Source organism: Sphingomonas sp. PEI4, from assembly GCF_056679955.1.
In genome coordinates this window covers 1,138,975-1,154,803 of record NZ_CM155258.1, presented here as the reverse complement: position 1 = coordinate 1,154,803, position 15,829 = coordinate 1,138,975, and the positions used below count along the sequence as shown (strand labels likewise).

Sequence of the window (15,829 nt, the reverse complement as noted above, 5' to 3'; positions counted from 1 at the left end):
CCTTGCCAGGAGGGGGTGTCGCGAACGCGACTGAGGGGGAGGTTACGGAACGGAGATGGTCGTTTGCCACCCCCTCCTTCGGGCGCCCCCCCCGGGGGATGACAATCGCCTTTTGCGTGTTCTACCCTGTCAGCCGCGCCAGCAACGCCCGCAACTGCGCCGGCTTCACCGGCTTCTGCAATACATGCAGACCGGCACCCAGCAACCGGTCGCGCAGGTCCGGTTCGCGGTCCGCGGTGATGATCACCGCCGGTGTCGGCCGGTCGAGCAACGTACGCAACTGGGCCACGACGACTTCCCCGGTCATGCCGTTACCCAGATGATAGTCCGCCAGGATCACCTCTACCGGTGCGCTAGACGCGGCGATCGCTTCCCTCGCCTCGGACCCACCGACCGCGGTCAAGACGTCGCAACCCCAGCCCTCCAGTACGGCCCGCATGCCTTCGAGGATTATTTCCTCGTTGTCGATTACTAGCACGGTGCGCGCGGCGATCCCGCGGCGGGCGGCGGGGGTGGCGGCGCAAATCTGACGCGTACCCTCGACTGTCAGCGGCACCGTCACGCAGAAGGTCGACCCTTGACCGATCGCCGATCGCACGCCGATCGGGTGGTCTAGCATTCGCCCGGCACGCTGCACGATCGCGAGGCCTAGACCCATGCCACGCTCATGCCCCGAGTTCAGCCGGCGAAACTCTTCGAAGATCTCACCATGGTGCGTGGGATCGATCCCCGCACCAGTATCGGTGACCGCGATCTGGACATGCGCTCCTTCGTGCCGTGCGGCCATCACAACGCCACCCTGCCGGGTGTAGCGCAGCGCGTTCGACAAGAAGTTCTGCAGGATTCGTCGCAGCAGGCGCGCGTCCGTGCGGACCCAGGCGGTGGTCGGCTCGACAGTCAGCGTCAACCCGCGCGTGCTTGCCGCAAGCGCGAACTCGGCGTGCAGCGCGCGCATCAATTCGCCGAGCGGCACGTCAGTGATCTCGGGCGTTACCGCGCCTGCGTCGAGCTTCGAGATTTCCAGCAGTGCTTCGAGCAAGTCCTCAATCGAGTCTAGCGCCGAGCCGGTCTGTTCGACCAACGTCCGATTCGCCGGCGCCAATCGGCGTGTTGCCAAGGCCGAGACAAACAATCGCGCGGCGTTCAACGGCTGCAAGAGATCGTGGCTCGCGGCGGCGAGGAACCGTGTCTTCGACAGGTTCGCCTGTTCCGCGGCGGTCTTCGCCTCGCGCATCGCGGCCTCGGCGGCGACGCGTTCAGCGACCTGCTGCTGAAGCTCCATATTGACCGCGACGACCGCGGCAGTGCGTTCCTGCACCCGGCGTTCGAGCGTCTCGTTCGTCTCGCGCAACGCCGCCGCCGCACGCAGCCGGTCGGTGACGTCGTCGAAGCTCATCACCATGCCGCCTCCCGGCATCGGCAATCGTCGCACCTCGACGCTGCGGCCATCCTCCAGCGCGCGAACTGCTACGATTTCCGGTTCTCCTTCGCCGAGCCAGCCAAGCGTGTCGGCAGCGTCGGCACGCGGTAACGCGGTGCGGCACCACTGGATCAATGCGGCGTGCTCCGCTATTTCCAGCCTTGCCCGCGTCGGCTGCAGCTTGAGAAACGCGAGCAGCGGATCGTTCCACGCAAGCAGCGCGCGTTCACGATCGAACACGCACACGCCCTGCGGCATCGCATCGAGCGTCGCCTGCAACACGACCGCGCGCTCGGCGAGCTCGCGCGCGCGCAATCGGGCATCCTCGGCCTTGATGTCGGTGATGTCGGTATAGACGCCGACGACGCCGCCTTCGGTTGTGCGCCGCTCGTTGACCTGGATCCAGCGGCCGTCGGCAAGCGCGATAACCTGGCCACCCTCAGCGAGCTCATGCGCCGCGCCACGCTCCGATATCCAGCGATCGGGTGCGACCATCGCTCCGAGCATCCCGCTGGTTTCGCCGATCTTGCCTAGAATCTCGTCGAAGCGCACACCTGGTACGATCTGGTCGGCGACCTTGGGCCAAAGCGACAAATAGGTCTGGTTGCATAGCACCAGCCGATCGTCCGCGTCGAAGATCGCGAATCCCTCGTTGATCGTTTCGATCGCGTCGCCCAAACGGCGGCGTGCACTGTCTGCGGCGTCGGTCGCCTGAGCGAGTTCGGCGTTGGTCGAGGCGAGTTCGCCGAGCGCGCGTTCCAGGTCCGCCGTCCGTTCACGGACCTTCCCCTCCAGCGAGATCGCGGTCTCAAACACCGAAAAAGCGTTGCCGCGCAGATCGGTCGATCGCTCGACCCGGCCCATCAGCGACGCGTTGATCCGCGCGAGTTTCCCCAGCTGGATTTCGAGCGAGGCGACCCGGTCGTCGCGATGCCCATCAGTATCCGCGATCATCGCCCGATCGCCAGCCCGCTGAAAGTCTGGTTGACGTGCAGCGCGTGATATTGCTCGCCGTACGTATTGAACCCAACGACACCTCGATCTGCGAACAGCGCCGATACCGCGCTGCGCAATTGGCGCTGCTCAACCTCGACATTATTCAGGACACAGTCGAAGCCGAGGATACGGTCGATCCCGCCGACCGAAAGATCGAGATTTTCGAACAGGTCGTGGAGATTCTGCATGATGTCGGTCGCTTCGCCCAACGTCAGGACGATACCCTCGTCGATCGCGCAGTAGAAGGTGAGGCTACCATCGGGGTTCGCGGTCTGGATCGATCGCACGAAATATTCGCCGCCTGCGCGGACCATCGGCGGGTGTGCCGCGAAGTGGTTGGGGCTGAGTTCCGCCACGGTCGTGCCGATCAGCCGCGCATATTCCTCGACCGCGGGCTCGGCATTGATCTCATGGACGATGCGCGTCACCGGGTCGGCGACGGTGATGACCATCTTGACGCCGCCCGGGCCGTAATGCTGCGCACGAAACACCTTCATGCGTCGCGACGACGACAGGATTGCGACGATCGCGGCGTCGCGGCGAAACTGCCCTTCGTAGAACACGAACGTCTCGCGGAAATCGAGGCCATCGCCCGACGAGCCGCCGATCAGCGGCACCTCGCCCAGCGCATCCTGCAACGTCAGCGTCAGCATCTCTTCGCGATGCGAAAGCCCGTCGACCAGGAAGATCGCGGCGTGGCTTGGCGTGTCGCCCAGTTGCGGTCCTGGCAGCGCCGCGGTGGCGACCATCGAGCGCACCGTCTGCTGTGCGACGCGCGCATCGAACGTGTCGAGATTCTCGAAACAGGTCGCGCTCAATCGGAAATCGCTCGCGGGAAAGCCGATCGCGGTGATCGTGCCCTCGTCCAATCCGTCCGGCGTGATCTCGCCGGACGACGTACAACCGACGATCGTCAGACCCTCGGCACGGCTGCCGATCGCTTCGGCCAATGCGTCGAGCGGGTATCGGCTCGAACAGAACAGGACGATGCCAGCGAGTTCGGGCAGATCGAGCCGACCGAACAGATCGCGGATCGCCAGTTCGGGATCGGTCACGCGGGTCGCGGCGACACGGATCGGTGAGGACGGTGCACGCGACGGGTGAGGCGGAACGAACATCGCCGCGATCATGTCATGCTTGGGCAGTCCCGTCATCCGCCGATCGACCGGGTCAGGCGCCACGCTCGGGCGGGCCGGCCGCGTCGAGCGCATCGACTTCGGCGTCGGTAAAGACGCGGCTGCGGATCATGAAGCGCAGTCCCTCGGGTCCTTCGAGCGAGAACCCCGCGCCGCGCCCCGGGACGACGTCGATCGTCACCTGGGTATGCCGCCAATAGTCGAATTGCGCGGCGCCGATCCAGACGGGGACGCCACCTTCCGCCGTGCCGGGCGCGATCCGCCCGAGCAGGATGTCCTGCGTTCCGACGCGGAATTCTTCTGCCGGATAGCACATCGGCGCCGACCCATCGCAGCAGCCGCCGGACTGGTGAAACATCAGTGGGCCGTGCTGCGCGGCAAGCTTCGCTATCAGCGCATCGGCAGCGGCGGTGGACAGGATCCGGGGCGGGGCGAGCGTAGCAAAGGTCATGGAGCCAGCCTTGAAAACGGAAAAATGCGGCGGACCCTGAGGCCCGCCGCAGTGCGGTCGCGAGATCATGGGAGAAAGGGGATCCGATCTCGCGTGCGTACCAGAAGCTGTATCAGAAGAAGCCAAGCGCCTTGGCCGAATAGCTGACCAGCAGGCACTTGGTCTGCTGATAGTGATCGAGCATCATCTTGTGGTTCTCGCGGCCGATGCCCGACTGCTTGTAGCCACCGAATGCGGCATGCGCAGGGTAGAGGTGGTAGCAGTTGGTCCATACGCGCCCGGCCTGGATACCGCGGCCCATCCGGTAGGCGGTCGTGCCGTTGCGCGACCAGACGCCGGCGCCGAGGCCGTAGAGCGTGTCGTTGGCGATCGCGAGCGCGTCGGCTTCGTCCTTGAAGGTCGTCACCGCGACGACGGGTCCGAAGATCTCTTCCTGGAAGACGCGCATCCTGTTGTTACCCTCGATGATCGTGGGCTCCATGTAATACCCGTCGGAGAACTCGCCGTCGTGCTGCGCGCGTTCGCCGCCAGTCAGAATCTTGGCACCTTCCGCCTTGCCGATATCGATGTACGACAGGATCTTCTCGAGCTGGTCGTTCGACGCCTGCGCGCCGATCATCGTCGAGGGATCGAGCGGCGAGCCCATTTTGATCGCCTTCACCCGCTCGATCGCGCGCGCGATGAACTTTTCGTAGATCGATTCCTGGATCAGCACGCGGCTCGGGCAGGTGCAGACCTCGCCCTGATTGAGCGCGAACATCGCGAAGCCTTCGAGACACTTGTCGAAATAATCGTCGTCGGCGTCCATCACGTCGGCGAAGAAGATGTTGGGCGACTTGCCGCCGAGTTCGAGCGTAACGGGGATCAGGTTCTCCGTCGCATATTGCATGATCAGGCGGCCGGTGGTCGTCTCGCCGGTGAACGCGATCTTTGCGATGCGCTTGTTCTGCGCGAGCGGCTTGCCCGCCTCGACGCCGAAGCCGTTGACGACATTCAGCACGCCCGGTGGCAGCAGGTCGCCGATCACGTCCATCAGCACCATGATCGACATCGGCGTCTGCTCGGCGGGTTTCAGCACGACGCAGTTGCCGGCACCCAGCGCAGGTGCGAGCTTCCACACCGCCATCAGGATCGGGAAGTTCCACGGGATGATCTGGCCGACGACGCCCAGCGGCTCGTGAAAATGATAGGCGATCGTATCGTGGTCGATCTCGGAAATGCCGCCTTCCTGCGCGCGGACGCAGCCGGCAAAATAGCGGAAATGGTCGATTGCGAGCGGGATATCGGCGTTGGTCGTCTCGCGGATCGGCTTGCCGTTGTCGATCGTCTCGACCATTGCGAGCAGATCGAGCTTTTCCTCCATCCGGTCGGCGATCTTGTTGAGGATGTTGGCCCTCTCGGCCGGGCTGCTCTTGCCCCAGGCGTCTTTAGCGGCGTGCGCGGCGTCGAGCGCCAGCTCGATGTCCTCGGCGGTGCCGCGCGCGACCTGGCACACCGTCTTGCCGGTGACGGGGGAAGGGTTGTCGAAATACTGCCCCTTGGTCGGCGCGACCCACTCGCCACCGATGTAATTGTCGTATTTCGATCGGATCGCGATCTGGCCCTTCAACTGGTCGAGTGCCTGCTGCAGCATGATAATCCCTCCTCGGTACAATTCGCCCGCGCGTCAGTGGTGGCGGACGTATCTGTGGCTTGCAGCGACCATCGACCTGCTGCGGCGCACGCGCCATTGCACCAAAGGGCAATTGCGGGATCGTGCCGCAGCGTGCGTGAGGGGACGGCAATCGCGGGTCGAGCCGCGCGCGTTTCAGGAGAGTATCGCATGAAGCTTATCATCGCATCACTGGCGGCAACCGTCGTTTTCGCGGCGGCACCCGCATCCGCCAAGGACGTCACCGTCCATATGAAGACCAGCGGGCAGGGGGGCATGATGGTGTTCGAGCCATCTTTCATCAAGGCGCAGCCGGGCGACGTGATCCACTTCGTCCCGACCAACCCGAGCCACAACGCCGAGACGATCCCGACGATGCTGCCTGACGGGGTCGCACCGAGTTCGGGGCTGATGAACAAGGAGTTCGTTCTCCCCGTCACCAAGCCGGGCATCTACGGCATCAAGTGCAAGCCCCATTACGCGATGGGCATGGTCGCGGTCGTCCAGGTCGGCAACGGCCCCTCCGCGAACCTTGCCGCGGCCAAGGCGGTGAAGGTCCCTGGATTGGCCGGCAAGCGCATGGCCGCCGCACTCGCACAGGCGAAGTAAGATGGCCGGTATCCTGCTCGTCAGCTATCCCGTCACTGAAGGCGCACGCTTCGATCGCGCCTATTACACGGACACGCACATGCCGCTCGTGAAGGAGAAATGGGGACCGCTAGGCCTGACCGATGCGTTGGCGTTGTTTCCCGACGACGATGCGCCGGCTGCCGTCGCGGTGGCGGTACTGACCTTCACCGATGGGGCCGTGCGCGATGCGGCGATGTCAGCGCCGGTAGCAGCAGAGGTGTTCGGCGATGTTCCGAACTTCACGACGATAAGCCCCGCGGCGCAACGCCTTACCGGGTGACGTCTTTACCCCTCCCCAGCGAAGGGAGGGGCCCGGGATGGGTAGGTTCGTGACGGGATTGCGCCTGCCCCATACCTACCCATCCCACCCCTCGAGGATGCGCTATTCACGTCCGAACGGCACCGCATCGACCAGCGGTCGCCCGCTTTCGCTCCAACCATCGGTACCGTCCGCATACCAATAGACATGCCCGTACCCCGCCTTCGCCAACCGGCGCGAGGCGTTCCAGCTCATCCAGCAGTCGGCGAGGCAGAACACGATCAGCGGACGCGGATCGCGCTTGCCGCGAAGCGATGCGACGCCCGTTTCGAACCATGCCGCGATGCCGGGATCAACCACCCCGCGCCCCGCTTCGGGAAACCAGTGCGCCCCAGCGATGCTCGGACGCGGCTTGGCCAGCCGCCAGACGCCCGTCGCCGCATCGCGTACGCCACCCTCGGCCGGCATCACGTCGATCAGGATGGCGCGCTTCTTCGTGCGCAGCCGCGCCACGGTCGTCGTATCGATCCTTGGTACGCGCTCGGGGGCGGTCGGAACGATCGCGCGGTAATGCGCGGTGCGGTATCCGGTCGTGGCGTCGATATCGGAGCGAGGAGCGACCGTTTGCGCAGCGACTGCGACCGCGAAAACCAAGATACGAATCACCGCGGCTCTCCTCCCAAAGTCGGATTGTAGCGCATCCCTCTCGTGCGTACCTTTCTACCAAGGTATGAAGACACTTAGCATCTTGCTCGCCGGCCTTTCGGCCTTTTCTGCCACCGCCGGTGCGGCGCTGCCGAAGGACCAGCTCGGCTCGCCGATGTTCGGTTATGTCGGCAAGCAGGTGTTCGGCGAAAACGCGGTCGTCCGGTTCGATCCGCGAGTGAAGGTCGACTTTCCGAAGATCGCGGAAAATCAGCGCTCCTTTCCGGTCCAGGTCGATGCGCGCGGTATACCCGACGTCATGCGGATCGTGATCTTCGCCGATATGAACCCGATCCAGCAATCGATCGATTTCACTCTGGCGAATGCCGAGCCGTTCATCGCGACCCGGATCAAGCTCGATCAGCGCACGCCGGTGCGCGGAGCGGTACAGCTGAAGGACGGCAGCTGGCTCGTCTCGGGTGGCTGGATCGACGCGGCGGGCGGCGGCTGTTCGGCACCACCGGTCAGCCGCGTCAAGGGCGACTGGGCGCAGCATCTCGGCGAGTCCCGCGGGCGGCTTTGGGAAAGTGCCGGTGCTGCGCGTATCATGCTGTCGTTCCGGCATCCGATGGACACCGGCTTCGTCGACAATATCCCGGCCTATTATCTCGAACAGATAAAGGTCACGTCCTCGGGCGGCAGCGCGATCGGCACGGTTCATATGCAGGCGTCGGTTGCCGAGGATCCGGTCCTGACGCTCATGCCCAAGATCAAGCCAGGCGAGTCGGTCTCGTTCGACGGCCGTGACACCAACGGCATCGAATACGCCGGCACCTTGACCGCAGCAACGGTGAATGCAGCAGTGCAGGGAGCAGGTCGCTGATTCACCGACGAGCATTCGTCGGCGGCTGCCTGGCGAGCGTTGCAGCAATGCCGGTCGTGGCAGCCGCGTTTCGATATGGCCTGAAACCGGAGGTCGTCGCCGATGGCATCTGGGTGGTGCGCGGCGCCGACGACGCGATCCTGATGGGCAATGGCGGCGCGATCGCCAACGTCACGATCCTTGATACCGCGGACGGCGCAGTGCTGGTCGATGCGGGTCCGTCGCTGCGCTATGGTACCGAGCTGACCGCGCTTGCAAAAAAGCTGACCGGCAAGCCTGTCGCGCGCGTCTATCTGACCCATCTTCACCCCGATCACACCTACGGTGATGCCGCGTTCCAGCCTCCGCAGATCGCCGGGACACCCGCGCTGATCGCCGAGCTCAAAAGCGAAGGGCCGGGCTTTTCGGATGGCATGTACCGCCTGCTGGGCGACTGGATGCGCGGGACCGAGCTGCACATCCCCGGTCATGTGATCGCTACGCCCAGCGAGACGATCGGCGGCCGCACGCTCCGGCTCCTGGCGTTGGCCGGGCACAGCGGCGCAGACCTTGCGATCTATGACGAAGCGACGAGGACGCTGATTGCCGGCGATCTGGTGTTCCACGATCGTGCGCCATCGACGCCGCATGCCGACCTGCCGCACTGGCGTACGTCGCTCGATACGCTGAAGGGGTTGGGACAGCTCCGGGTGATTCCCGGCCATGGGCCGATCGATTCTACGCCGCACGCCGCGATCGACCAGACCCGCGACTGGATAGACTGGATCGATATGGCGTTGACCGACGCGATCCAGGCTGGATTAGATCCAGTCGAAGCCGGCGAGATCGCGATCCCGCCACGCTTCGCTGCGATGAAGGCCGCGCGCTATGAGCTACAGCGGTCGGTGTCGCACTTCTATCCGGGTCTTGAGGAACGATCGCTGCCACTGGTGGGCAAGCGAGCCTAGCGTTCTGCCCTCGTCCGGTCGAGATACAGCTTGCACGGCTTTGTTGTGCCGCGAAGGCGAGAGCCCAGTCTGGAGCCTCGCTTTCGCGGGGAGACATGCTGTTTTCTCGCACAAGACGAGCGCCGACCAAGACCTCAGAACCGCACTTTGGCGCCGACCTGGATCGAGCGTGGGGCACCCGGTGCATAGAAGGTCGACGACGCTAATGGCCGTTCGCCGTCGATCACCGGCCCGGCAAACGGTCGCGCGACGAAGTTGCCGCTCGCATCGAACCCGGTCGCGCCCAGTTGCGCGGCGGTCGCATAGCGCTTGTCGAACGCGTTGTTGAGCTGTGCGAAGATCGTCAACTGGCGGGCCGGGCGGATCTCCGCGCCAAAATTGACGACCGCATACGCGTCGGTCTTGCCCTCGCCGAGGTAGTACACCCCGTCGGGCTCATGCTCGTTGTTCTCGTTGCCGCGCGCATACACGCCCGAAATCGCAATCATGTCGGCACTGAGCGATAGCATCTCTACCGGTTTCCAGCGTGCGCCGGCCTTCAAGATGTGTCGCGGGATCAGTGGGACGCGATCACCCTTCTCGATGTCGATCTCGCCTTCGAATCCGGGCGCGACGTGCTCGCTCGAACTGTTGCCCGAGCCGTCGACGGTCTCGCCATTGCGATAGGTCGCGTCGAGCAGCGTGTAGTGGCCGGTCAGGTGAACCGGGCCGACATCGCCGGCGAGATCGACGTCGATACCCTGGCGGCGAGTTTTCCCGAAATTGCGAAAATAGCCGAAGCCCGCGGTATCGTCGGCAACGAACAGGATGTCGTTCCGACTGACAGTGCGGAATGCGCCGAGACGCAGCGCGATACCGTGGAGGTCGGCGTTGATGCCCGTCTCGACGGTGCGCGCAACGACCTGGTCGAGCGGCGGATCGCCCGCCAAGGCGTTGGGCAGGCGGCAGGGGCTCTCGGGGTCCGCGCAGCCAAGTTCGATCGCCGATGGCGCACGGCTGGTCTGGGCGAGCGCCGCATCGATCGCGAAGGTCTCGGTCGGACTCCAGCGCAGCGCGATCGCCGGGTTCACGCGGTCGAACTTGTGGTCGCCGTCGAGCGATCCGGTACCGCCACCGGGTTGAAGCCCATCGCGGTTATGGACGACGGTGTGGTCATAGCGCGCGGACAGGTCGACATGCAGCGTCCGGCTGACGTCGAACGCATCGAGCGCATAGGCGCTGAGCGTGGTCGTGCGGCCGGTCAGGTCGACGCGCGCATCGAATGCGTGTTCGGAGTCCTGCGTCCCATCTGCGAACGCGCCCGCGCCGATAACCGGGACGATGCCGCGGTCGGGCGTGAGATAGCCGAATTGCGACGATTGGACGAACACCGAGCGACCGTTGACGTAGCTCGCGCCTACCGTCAGCGCGTTGAAACCGCCCCCGACTGGCGTCTTCAGCGTCAGCTCACCGGTCGCGCCGAACTCGCGCTGTCGTGTGTTCGAACGGTTGGCGAGCCCGTTGCACTTCTCGTTCGGCTCGCTGTTCAGCAGCACGTTGGCGATGCAGCGCCATCTGGGGAAGGGGGTGTTGGCCTGCGTCTCGCCCGCGACCGGGAAGCCGCTATATCCGGCCACGGTCAGTGCGGCGCGCTCGGCGGCGCTGGGTTGATACAGGTTCTCGCCGAGTGCATCGTCGTTGATGTCGCCGTTGAACGTGCGCGTCCTGATGCTGCGGAAAAATGCGTTGCCGGCAAAGGAGAGAACGTCGGAAAACCGGTGGTCGCCCGTGAGGTTGATCAGGTACGCGGTGTTCCGGGTAGTGTCGGGATAGGTGTAGACGCTGGACCGATCACGTTCGAGCAGGCGCTGGTCCTGTAGCCCGTTGCCGTTGAGGTCGGTCTTCGCATAGCTTCCCGACAGCGCGACGTTGGTTTTCGTATCAGACCAGCCAAGCTTGCCGAATGCCTGCCCCGCCTCCGACCGCGAGACATCGCGCCAGCCGTCCTCGGCAAAATAATCGCTACTCAGGAACCAGTTGAAACCGCTGTCGGCATTGCCGCCGGCCTGCACCTCGACGGTACGGCGATCGAATGATCCATAGCTCGCCTCGATCTCGACACCGGGGTCGGATTTGCCATCCTTGGTCCGGACAGAGATCGCACCACCCAGCGAATTACGCCCGAACAGCGGGTTTGATCCTGGCACCAGAGTCATCGAACGGATTGCGGATTTGGGGATAAGGTCCCAACTGACGACGTCGCCGAACGGTTGGTTGACGCGGACGCCGTCGACATAGACCGACAGCCCCTGCGGCGTGCCGAGCAGCGGCGATGCGGTGAAGCCGCGATAGTTTATATCGGGCTGCAACGGGTTGTTCTGGATGTCGTTGACGAACACGCCGCCCGCCATCCGCTTCAGATAGTCGGTGATGTCGGTCGCGTGCGCGGCCTCGATCTCCTCGTCGCTGGTGGTCTGTGCGGGGAAGGGCAGCGTCCCTTCGCCGACGTCGGACAGCGGGGTCGCAGTCACGATGATTTCGGGGGAGAGGCCTGTCTGCGTTTGCGGCTGCGCGTGGCCAGCGGCCGGCATGACAATCAGGGCGACACCGGCCAGCCAACGGAAACGGGTCTTCATGCTGCATCCCCCCAACGCCTGCGATCTGCGTCGCTGAGGAAACGATAACTTGGCTGATCGACACTTGCCTGAGATCGGTCTCAGGTTACGTCATACCTTGGTCGATGGCACTAGCCGGAAGCCACGACCGCGCAGTGTCTCGATCGCCGGCGCTCCGCGAAGTTCGCTCAGTCGGCGGCGAAGATAGCCGATATAGACGTCGAGCGCGTTGTCGCTGATCCCGGCATCTGCGCCCCAGACAGCAGCGGCCAGCGCCACTCGTGTTGCAGTGCCGCCATTGGCCGCGACGAGCCGCTGCAGCAGGTCGAACTCACGCCGGCTTAGCGCGAGCGGGCGGTCGTCGACCAGCGCATGCCGCGAAATCGGGTCGAGCGCGAGATTGGCGTAGCGCATTGGCGGCGGTGCGGCGTCCGCTCCCCGACGGACGATCGCCGCCAGTCGCGCGACGAGTTCTTCGAATGCGAACGGCTTGGGGAGATAATCGTCCGCCCCGCTGTCGAACCCGTCGAGCCGGTCCTGTAACGTTCCTCGCGCCGTCAACATCAGGATCGGCACCCGGATCCCGTCTTCACGCAGGGCACGGCAAAGGTCCATCCCGTCACGGTCGGGAAGGCCCACGTCGAGCAGTGCGGCGGCAAATCCGCCGGTTCGCAGCATCGTCGGCACCTCCCGCGCCGCGCGTTCCCAGGCAACCTCATACCCGCGCGCGGTCAGTCCGCGGCTGACGAAACGGCCGATGCCGGCATCGTCCTCGACCAACAGGATCTTCATACTGGTACCAAGGGAAGGTCGATCGTCACGGTACAGCCGACGCTCAGGCCATTGGCGAGCGCGTTGGCGGCATGGATCGATCCGTCATGCTGCTCGACGACCCACCGCGCGAGTGACAGGCCGAGCCCGGTGCCGCCCCGCGATCGCCCCGCATCCCCCTGGTAATAGGCGTCGAAGATCCGCGGCAAAGCCTCGTCCGCCACGCCCGATCCCTGATCCACCACATCGATCCGCGCCGCATCATCATTGGTCGTGAGCCGTACGGTAACGGTTCCCCCGAATGGCGAAAACTTTACCGCGTTATCGACGATTGCAAGCACCGCCTGTTGCAGCCACCGCGCGTCGCCCCGCACAGTCAGCGGCGGCACCATAGTCTCGACCGCCAGCGCTACCTCGGCCGAGCGCGCATAACCACGTGCGGCGTCGCCCGCCCCCTCTACCAGCGTCGCCAGATCGATCAGCTCGCGCGCGAGTTGAAGCTGACCGTCATCCGCGCGCGCCAAGGCTAGCAATTCAGCGATCCGGTGTTCGAGAAACTCGGCATTAGCGACGACGTGCCCGAGCGCCTCGCGCAGTGCACGTGGCTCGGCAGCGAAATCGGCCAGCGCTACTTCCGCTTCTCCCCGCATCACGGTGATCGGAGTCCGCATTTCATGGCTGGCTTTTGCAAAGAACAGCCGACGCGATTGATCGATCATGGCAAGTTCCGCCGTCTTCTCCGAAACTTCATTGGCGAGCTGGCGATTGGCTGCGATCAACCCCAACGCTCCCAGCAACGCTGATCCGCCTGCCACCAGCACGAGTAGCACGGCCAGGATCGTCGTTCGCGCCCGCAGCCGGATCATGTCCGCGCCGATCCGCGCGGCTTCTGTGCGTTCCCGTGCGACAATGCGGGAGACCAGGTCCGCGAGTTCGCCGCGCCGCTTCGGATCGCCGGCCAGCACAGCGAGATGGTCCGCATCCACCGCCTCACGCACCTGCGCTGCGTGTTCGGCGGAAGCGGTAGGTAACAGCGCCGTCTCGGTGCGGATCAATCGTGCATAGGCGTGGAGATGCGGGCGCAGCGCCGCAGCGTCCCCGGTGTTTGCCAGCGTTTCGATCCGCGACACGGCCGCAAGCTGCGCCTGCGCGATTCCGGCGCGGTCAAAGTTCCGTCCCGCACTCGCAAGGCTTAGGATGAACGCCGTCGCCAACGCTGCCAGTGATACCAACAGCGCAATGGAACACAGCGCAGCGAGCGTTAGTGGCTGACGTAGGCGAGTTTCAATCGACATGGCCCGATCCTAGTCGTCGCGCGCCGCCGAACAAGAAGGAGCATATTGAACTAGGGTCAGGACCCATTGATGTGAGAGGCGCGATCTGATTCAGGCTCCGTGAGGAGAGCGTGGATGAGCGACCTGTACTGGCTGACGGATGAGCAGATGGCGCGTCTGCAACCGTTCTTTCCCAAGAGCCATGGCAAGCCTCGGGTCGATGATCGGCGGGTGCTCAGCGGCATCGTTTTCGTCAATCGCAACGGGCTACGCTGGTGTGACGCGCCGAAGGACTATGGGCCGCACAAGACGCTCTACAATCGCTGGAAGCGGTGGGGCGAGAGGGGAGTCTTCTTGCGCATGATGGAGGGGCTCGCGGCAGCGCAAGCCGTACCGAAAACGGTCATGATCGACGCGACCTACCTGAAGGCACACCGCACGGCATCAAGTCTGCGGGTAAAAAAGGGGATCTCGGCCGCCTGATCGGCCGCACGAAAGGCGGCATGAACACCAAACTGCATGCCGTCAGCGATGCGGATGGGCGGCCGTTGAGCTTCTTCATGACCGCCGGGCAGGTCAGCGACTACACCGGCGCGGCAGCCTTGCTCGACGATCTGCCGAAAGCGCAGTGGCTGCTTGGCGACCGTGGTTATGACGCCGATTGGTTCAGGGACGCCCTGGAAGCCAAGGGCATCCAGCCCTGCATCCCGGGCCGCAGATCGCGCAACGAGCCGGTCAGATACGACAAGCGCCGCTACCGGCGCCGCAGCCGCATCGAGATCATGTTCGGCCGTCTGAAGGATTGGCGTCGCGTCGCCACTCGCTACGACCGATGCCCAACCGTCTTCTTCTCCGCCATCGCCCTCGCTGCCACGGTCATCTTCTGGCTATGACCAATGAGTCCTGACCCTAGCTTCTATGCGCGGCCATGCTTGCCAACGTCGGGCGCTTGCCGGAACAGTACCCCCAAGTGCGGCGCTTCGCGATAGGTCCAAACATGAGGGGCTGCAACCCGAGCGCGACGTGCCTCGACTCGTCGCAAAACGACCTATCAATCAGCGTCTAAAAAGTGACGTCCTCCCTGTTTTTTCATCCATGCTGAATGAGAGTTTTCCGGCCCTTTGAAGCCTGCGGGCAAGGAGCTGGGACATGAAGAAGTCGAGGTACACGGAAGAGCAGATCGCCTTTGCGCTGAAGCAGGCGGAGACGGGCACGCCGATGGCGGAGGTCATCCGCCGTATGTGCGTATCGGAGCAGACCTTCTATCGCTGGAAGAAGGTGTATGGCGGGCTCGGGATTGCGTAACGTCAGCCCTGCGCGGCGAATTGCGCCCGCACGGCGTCGGCCAGCGATGTCGTCGAACGCCCGATCAGCTTCGAGAGCTGATGGCCGTCATCGAACAACGCGCCCTTCGAGGCATCGACGTCCCACGCGGCAAGCCCTTCGGCGAAGCCGTCGGGCAGGCCGACCTGCCTCAGGATCGCGGCGTAATCTGCCTGCGGCAGATCGCGGTACGGGATGTCGCGACCGGTCTGGCGCGAGATCTCGGCGGCAAGGTCGGCAAGCGTCACCGCGTCGTCACCGGCCAGCTCATACGTCTTACCCTCATGACCCCCGCTGGTCAGCACGACGGCTGCGGCCTCGGCATAATCGGCGCGGGTCGCAAGCGACAGGCGTCCCTCGCCAGCGCTGCCTACGAACGCGCCGTTCTCCAGAGCTGCCGGGATCGAGGCGGTGTAATTCTCGGTGTACCAGCCATTACGCAGGAGGGTCGTCGCGATACCTGAAGACGCCAGCAACGCTTCGGTTGCACGGTGCTCCTCGCCCAAGCTGATCGGCGAGCGGTCGGCGTGCAGCAGGCTGGTGTAGACGATCCGCTTGATCCCCGCCGCCTTGGCGGCCTCGATGACGTTGCGGTGCTGCGGCTCGCGCTGCCCGACCTCGCTCGATGAGATCAGGAGCAGCGTGTCGACCCCGGCCAGCGCCGGAGCGAGCGTCTCGGGCTGCGCGTAATCGAAAGCGCGTGCCTCCACGCCCAGATCGCTGGCCTTTTCGGGCGAGCGCACCAGCGCCACGATCGGCTCGCCGGTCAATTTGCGCTTCAGGCTTTCGATGACGAGGCGGCCAAGCTGGCCGGTCGCGCCGGTGACGGCGATAGTCATGACAATTCTC

The 15,829-nt window shown here is 64.6% G+C and carries 14 protein-coding genes and 1 pseudogene; 6 read left to right on the top strand and 9 right to left on the bottom strand.

What is annotated here, in order from left to right; all coding sequences use genetic code 11:
- Positions 1-121 precede the first annotated feature (121 nt).
- The 4 genes from AC1MLZ_RS05140 to adh all read right to left on the bottom strand — a co-directional run bounded on the left by AC1MLZ_RS05140 (position 122) and on the right by adh (position 5,636).
- Entirely contained in the window at positions 122-2,374 is a 2,253-nt protein-coding gene (locus tag AC1MLZ_RS05140) for a hybrid sensor histidine kinase/response regulator (protein WP_031441026.1), read from the bottom strand.
- Entirely contained in the window at positions 2,371-3,546 is a 1,176-nt protein-coding gene (locus AC1MLZ_RS05135) for an FIST N-terminal domain-containing protein (RefSeq protein WP_151992476.1), read from the bottom strand. Before AC1MLZ_RS05135 ends, AC1MLZ_RS05140 begins: the two co-directional genes overlap by 4 nt.
- A gap of 40 nt (positions 3,547-3,586) precedes the next feature.
- Complete coding sequence (locus AC1MLZ_RS05130) at positions 3,587-4,003, bottom strand: DUF779 domain-containing protein (RefSeq protein ID WP_031441028.1); 417 nt, start codon at positions 4,001-4,003, stop codon at positions 3,587-3,589.
- Between the two features lie 112 nt (positions 4,004-4,115).
- Positions 4,116-5,636, bottom strand: coding sequence for an aldehyde dehydrogenase (gene adh / locus AC1MLZ_RS05125; protein WP_056025322.1), 1,521 nt, complete (start codon positions 5,634-5,636; stop codon positions 4,116-4,118).
- Positions 5,637-5,825: 189 nt separating this feature from the next.
- Here adh and AC1MLZ_RS05120 point away from each other — a divergent pair, with 189 nt between their 5' ends.
- Complete coding sequence (locus AC1MLZ_RS05120) at positions 5,826-6,263, top strand: pseudoazurin (RefSeq protein WP_031441031.1); 438 nt, start codon at positions 5,826-5,828, stop codon at positions 6,261-6,263.
- Between the two features lies 1 nt (position 6,264).
- On the top strand, positions 6,265-6,564 hold the full coding sequence (locus tag AC1MLZ_RS05115) for an EthD family reductase (RefSeq protein WP_031441032.1): 300 nt from the start codon (positions 6,265-6,267) through the stop codon (positions 6,562-6,564).
- 102 nt (positions 6,565-6,666) lie between these two features.
- Here AC1MLZ_RS05115 and AC1MLZ_RS05110 read toward each other — a convergent pair whose 3' ends face one another.
- On the bottom strand, positions 6,667-7,209 hold the full coding sequence (locus AC1MLZ_RS05110) for a rhodanese-like domain-containing protein (RefSeq protein ID WP_082446289.1): 543 nt from the start codon (positions 7,207-7,209) through the stop codon (positions 6,667-6,669).
- Positions 7,210-7,273: 64 nt separating this feature from the next.
- On the opposite strand from AC1MLZ_RS05110, the gene AC1MLZ_RS05105 reads away from it, so the two are divergent.
- Positions 7,274-8,071, top strand: coding sequence for a quinoprotein dehydrogenase-associated SoxYZ-like carrier (locus AC1MLZ_RS05105; RefSeq protein ID WP_042467285.1), 798 nt, complete (start codon positions 7,274-7,276; stop codon positions 8,069-8,071).
- Between the two features lie 47 nt (positions 8,072-8,118).
- Positions 8,119-9,018, top strand: coding sequence for a quinoprotein relay system zinc metallohydrolase 1 (locus AC1MLZ_RS05100; RefSeq protein WP_056409554.1), 900 nt, complete (start codon positions 8,119-8,121; stop codon positions 9,016-9,018).
- A gap of 134 nt (positions 9,019-9,152) precedes the next feature.
- On the opposite strand, the gene AC1MLZ_RS05095 is transcribed toward AC1MLZ_RS05100, so the two are convergent.
- The 3 genes from AC1MLZ_RS05095 to AC1MLZ_RS05085 all read right to left on the bottom strand — a co-directional run bounded on the left by AC1MLZ_RS05095 (position 9,153) and on the right by AC1MLZ_RS05085 (position 13,678).
- A complete protein-coding gene (locus AC1MLZ_RS05095; protein ID WP_031441035.1) occupies positions 9,153-11,633 on the bottom strand; it encodes a TonB-dependent receptor in 2,481 nt (826 codons plus the stop codon).
- A 90-nt stretch (positions 11,634-11,723) separates the two neighbouring features.
- Positions 11,724-12,404: a response regulator transcription factor gene (locus AC1MLZ_RS05090; RefSeq protein ID WP_031441036.1), complete on the bottom strand. Its 681-nt coding sequence runs from the start codon at positions 12,402-12,404 to the stop codon at positions 11,724-11,726.
- Positions 12,401-13,678 carry a sensor histidine kinase gene (locus AC1MLZ_RS05085; RefSeq protein WP_081874322.1) on the bottom strand — a complete coding sequence of 426 codons (1,278 nt, stop codon included), beginning with the start codon at positions 13,676-13,678 and terminating at the stop codon, positions 12,401-12,403. Before AC1MLZ_RS05085 ends, AC1MLZ_RS05090 begins: the two co-directional genes overlap by 4 nt.
- Before the next feature lie 114 nt (positions 13,679-13,792).
- Between AC1MLZ_RS05085 and AC1MLZ_RS05080 the strand changes: the two genes are divergently transcribed.
- Together AC1MLZ_RS05080 and AC1MLZ_RS05075 are read left to right on the top strand one after the other, a co-directional pair.
- Positions 13,793-14,550, top strand: a protein-coding gene (locus tag AC1MLZ_RS05080; protein WP_480960721.1) for an IS5 family transposase whose coding sequence is annotated in 2 segments (ribosomal slippage) — positions 13,793-14,126 and positions 14,126-14,550 — 759 coding nt in all. Because the reading frame shifts where the segments join, the coding sequence is not laid out codon by codon here.
- 256 nt (positions 14,551-14,806) lie between these two features.
- Positions 14,807-14,956: pseudogene (locus AC1MLZ_RS05075) on the top strand (transposase); the annotation flags it as partial.
- Positions 14,957-14,964: 8 nt separating this feature from the next.
- On the opposite strand, the gene AC1MLZ_RS05070 reads toward AC1MLZ_RS05075, so the two are convergent.
- A complete protein-coding gene (locus AC1MLZ_RS05070; protein ID WP_151991845.1) occupies positions 14,965-15,819 on the bottom strand; it encodes an SDR family oxidoreductase in 855 nt (284 codons plus the stop codon).
- Positions 15,820-15,829: the final 10 nt, after the last annotated feature.

Coding starts and splice junctions, on each gene's coding strand:
- AC1MLZ_RS05100 (WP_056409554.1), top strand. CDS start 8,119: ATGCCGGTCGTGGCAGCCGCGTTTCGATATGGCCTGAAACCGGAGGTC.
- AC1MLZ_RS05095 (WP_031441035.1), bottom strand. CDS start 11,633: ATGAAGACCCGTTTCCGTTGGCTGGCCGGTGTCGCCCTGATTGTCATG.
- AC1MLZ_RS05140 (WP_031441026.1), bottom strand. CDS start 2,374: ATGATCGCGGATACTGATGGGCATCGCGACGACCGGGTCGCCTCGCTC.
- AC1MLZ_RS05105 (WP_042467285.1), top strand. CDS start 7,274: ATGAAGACACTTAGCATCTTGCTCGCCGGCCTTTCGGCCTTTTCTGCC.
- AC1MLZ_RS05115 (WP_031441032.1), top strand. CDS start 6,265: ATGGCCGGTATCCTGCTCGTCAGCTATCCCGTCACTGAAGGCGCACGC.
- AC1MLZ_RS05085 (WP_081874322.1), bottom strand. CDS start 13,678: ATGTCGATTGAAACTCGCCTACGTCAGCCACTAACGCTCGCTGCGCTG.
- AC1MLZ_RS05130 (WP_031441028.1), bottom strand. CDS start 4,003: ATGACCTTTGCTACGCTCGCCCCGCCCCGGATCCTGTCCACCGCCGCT.
- AC1MLZ_RS05070 (WP_151991845.1), bottom strand. CDS start 15,819: ATGACTATCGCCGTCACCGGCGCGACCGGCCAGCTTGGCCGCCTCGTC.
- AC1MLZ_RS05090 (WP_031441036.1), bottom strand. CDS start 12,404: ATGAAGATCCTGTTGGTCGAGGACGATGCCGGCATCGGCCGTTTCGTC.
- adh (WP_056025322.1), bottom strand. CDS start 5,636: ATGCTGCAGCAGGCACTCGACCAGTTGAAGGGCCAGATCGCGATCCGA.
- AC1MLZ_RS05120 (WP_031441031.1), top strand. CDS start 5,826: ATGAAGCTTATCATCGCATCACTGGCGGCAACCGTCGTTTTCGCGGCG.
- AC1MLZ_RS05135 (WP_151992476.1), bottom strand. CDS start 3,546: ATGATCGCGGCGATGTTCGTTCCGCCTCACCCGTCGCGTGCACCGTCC.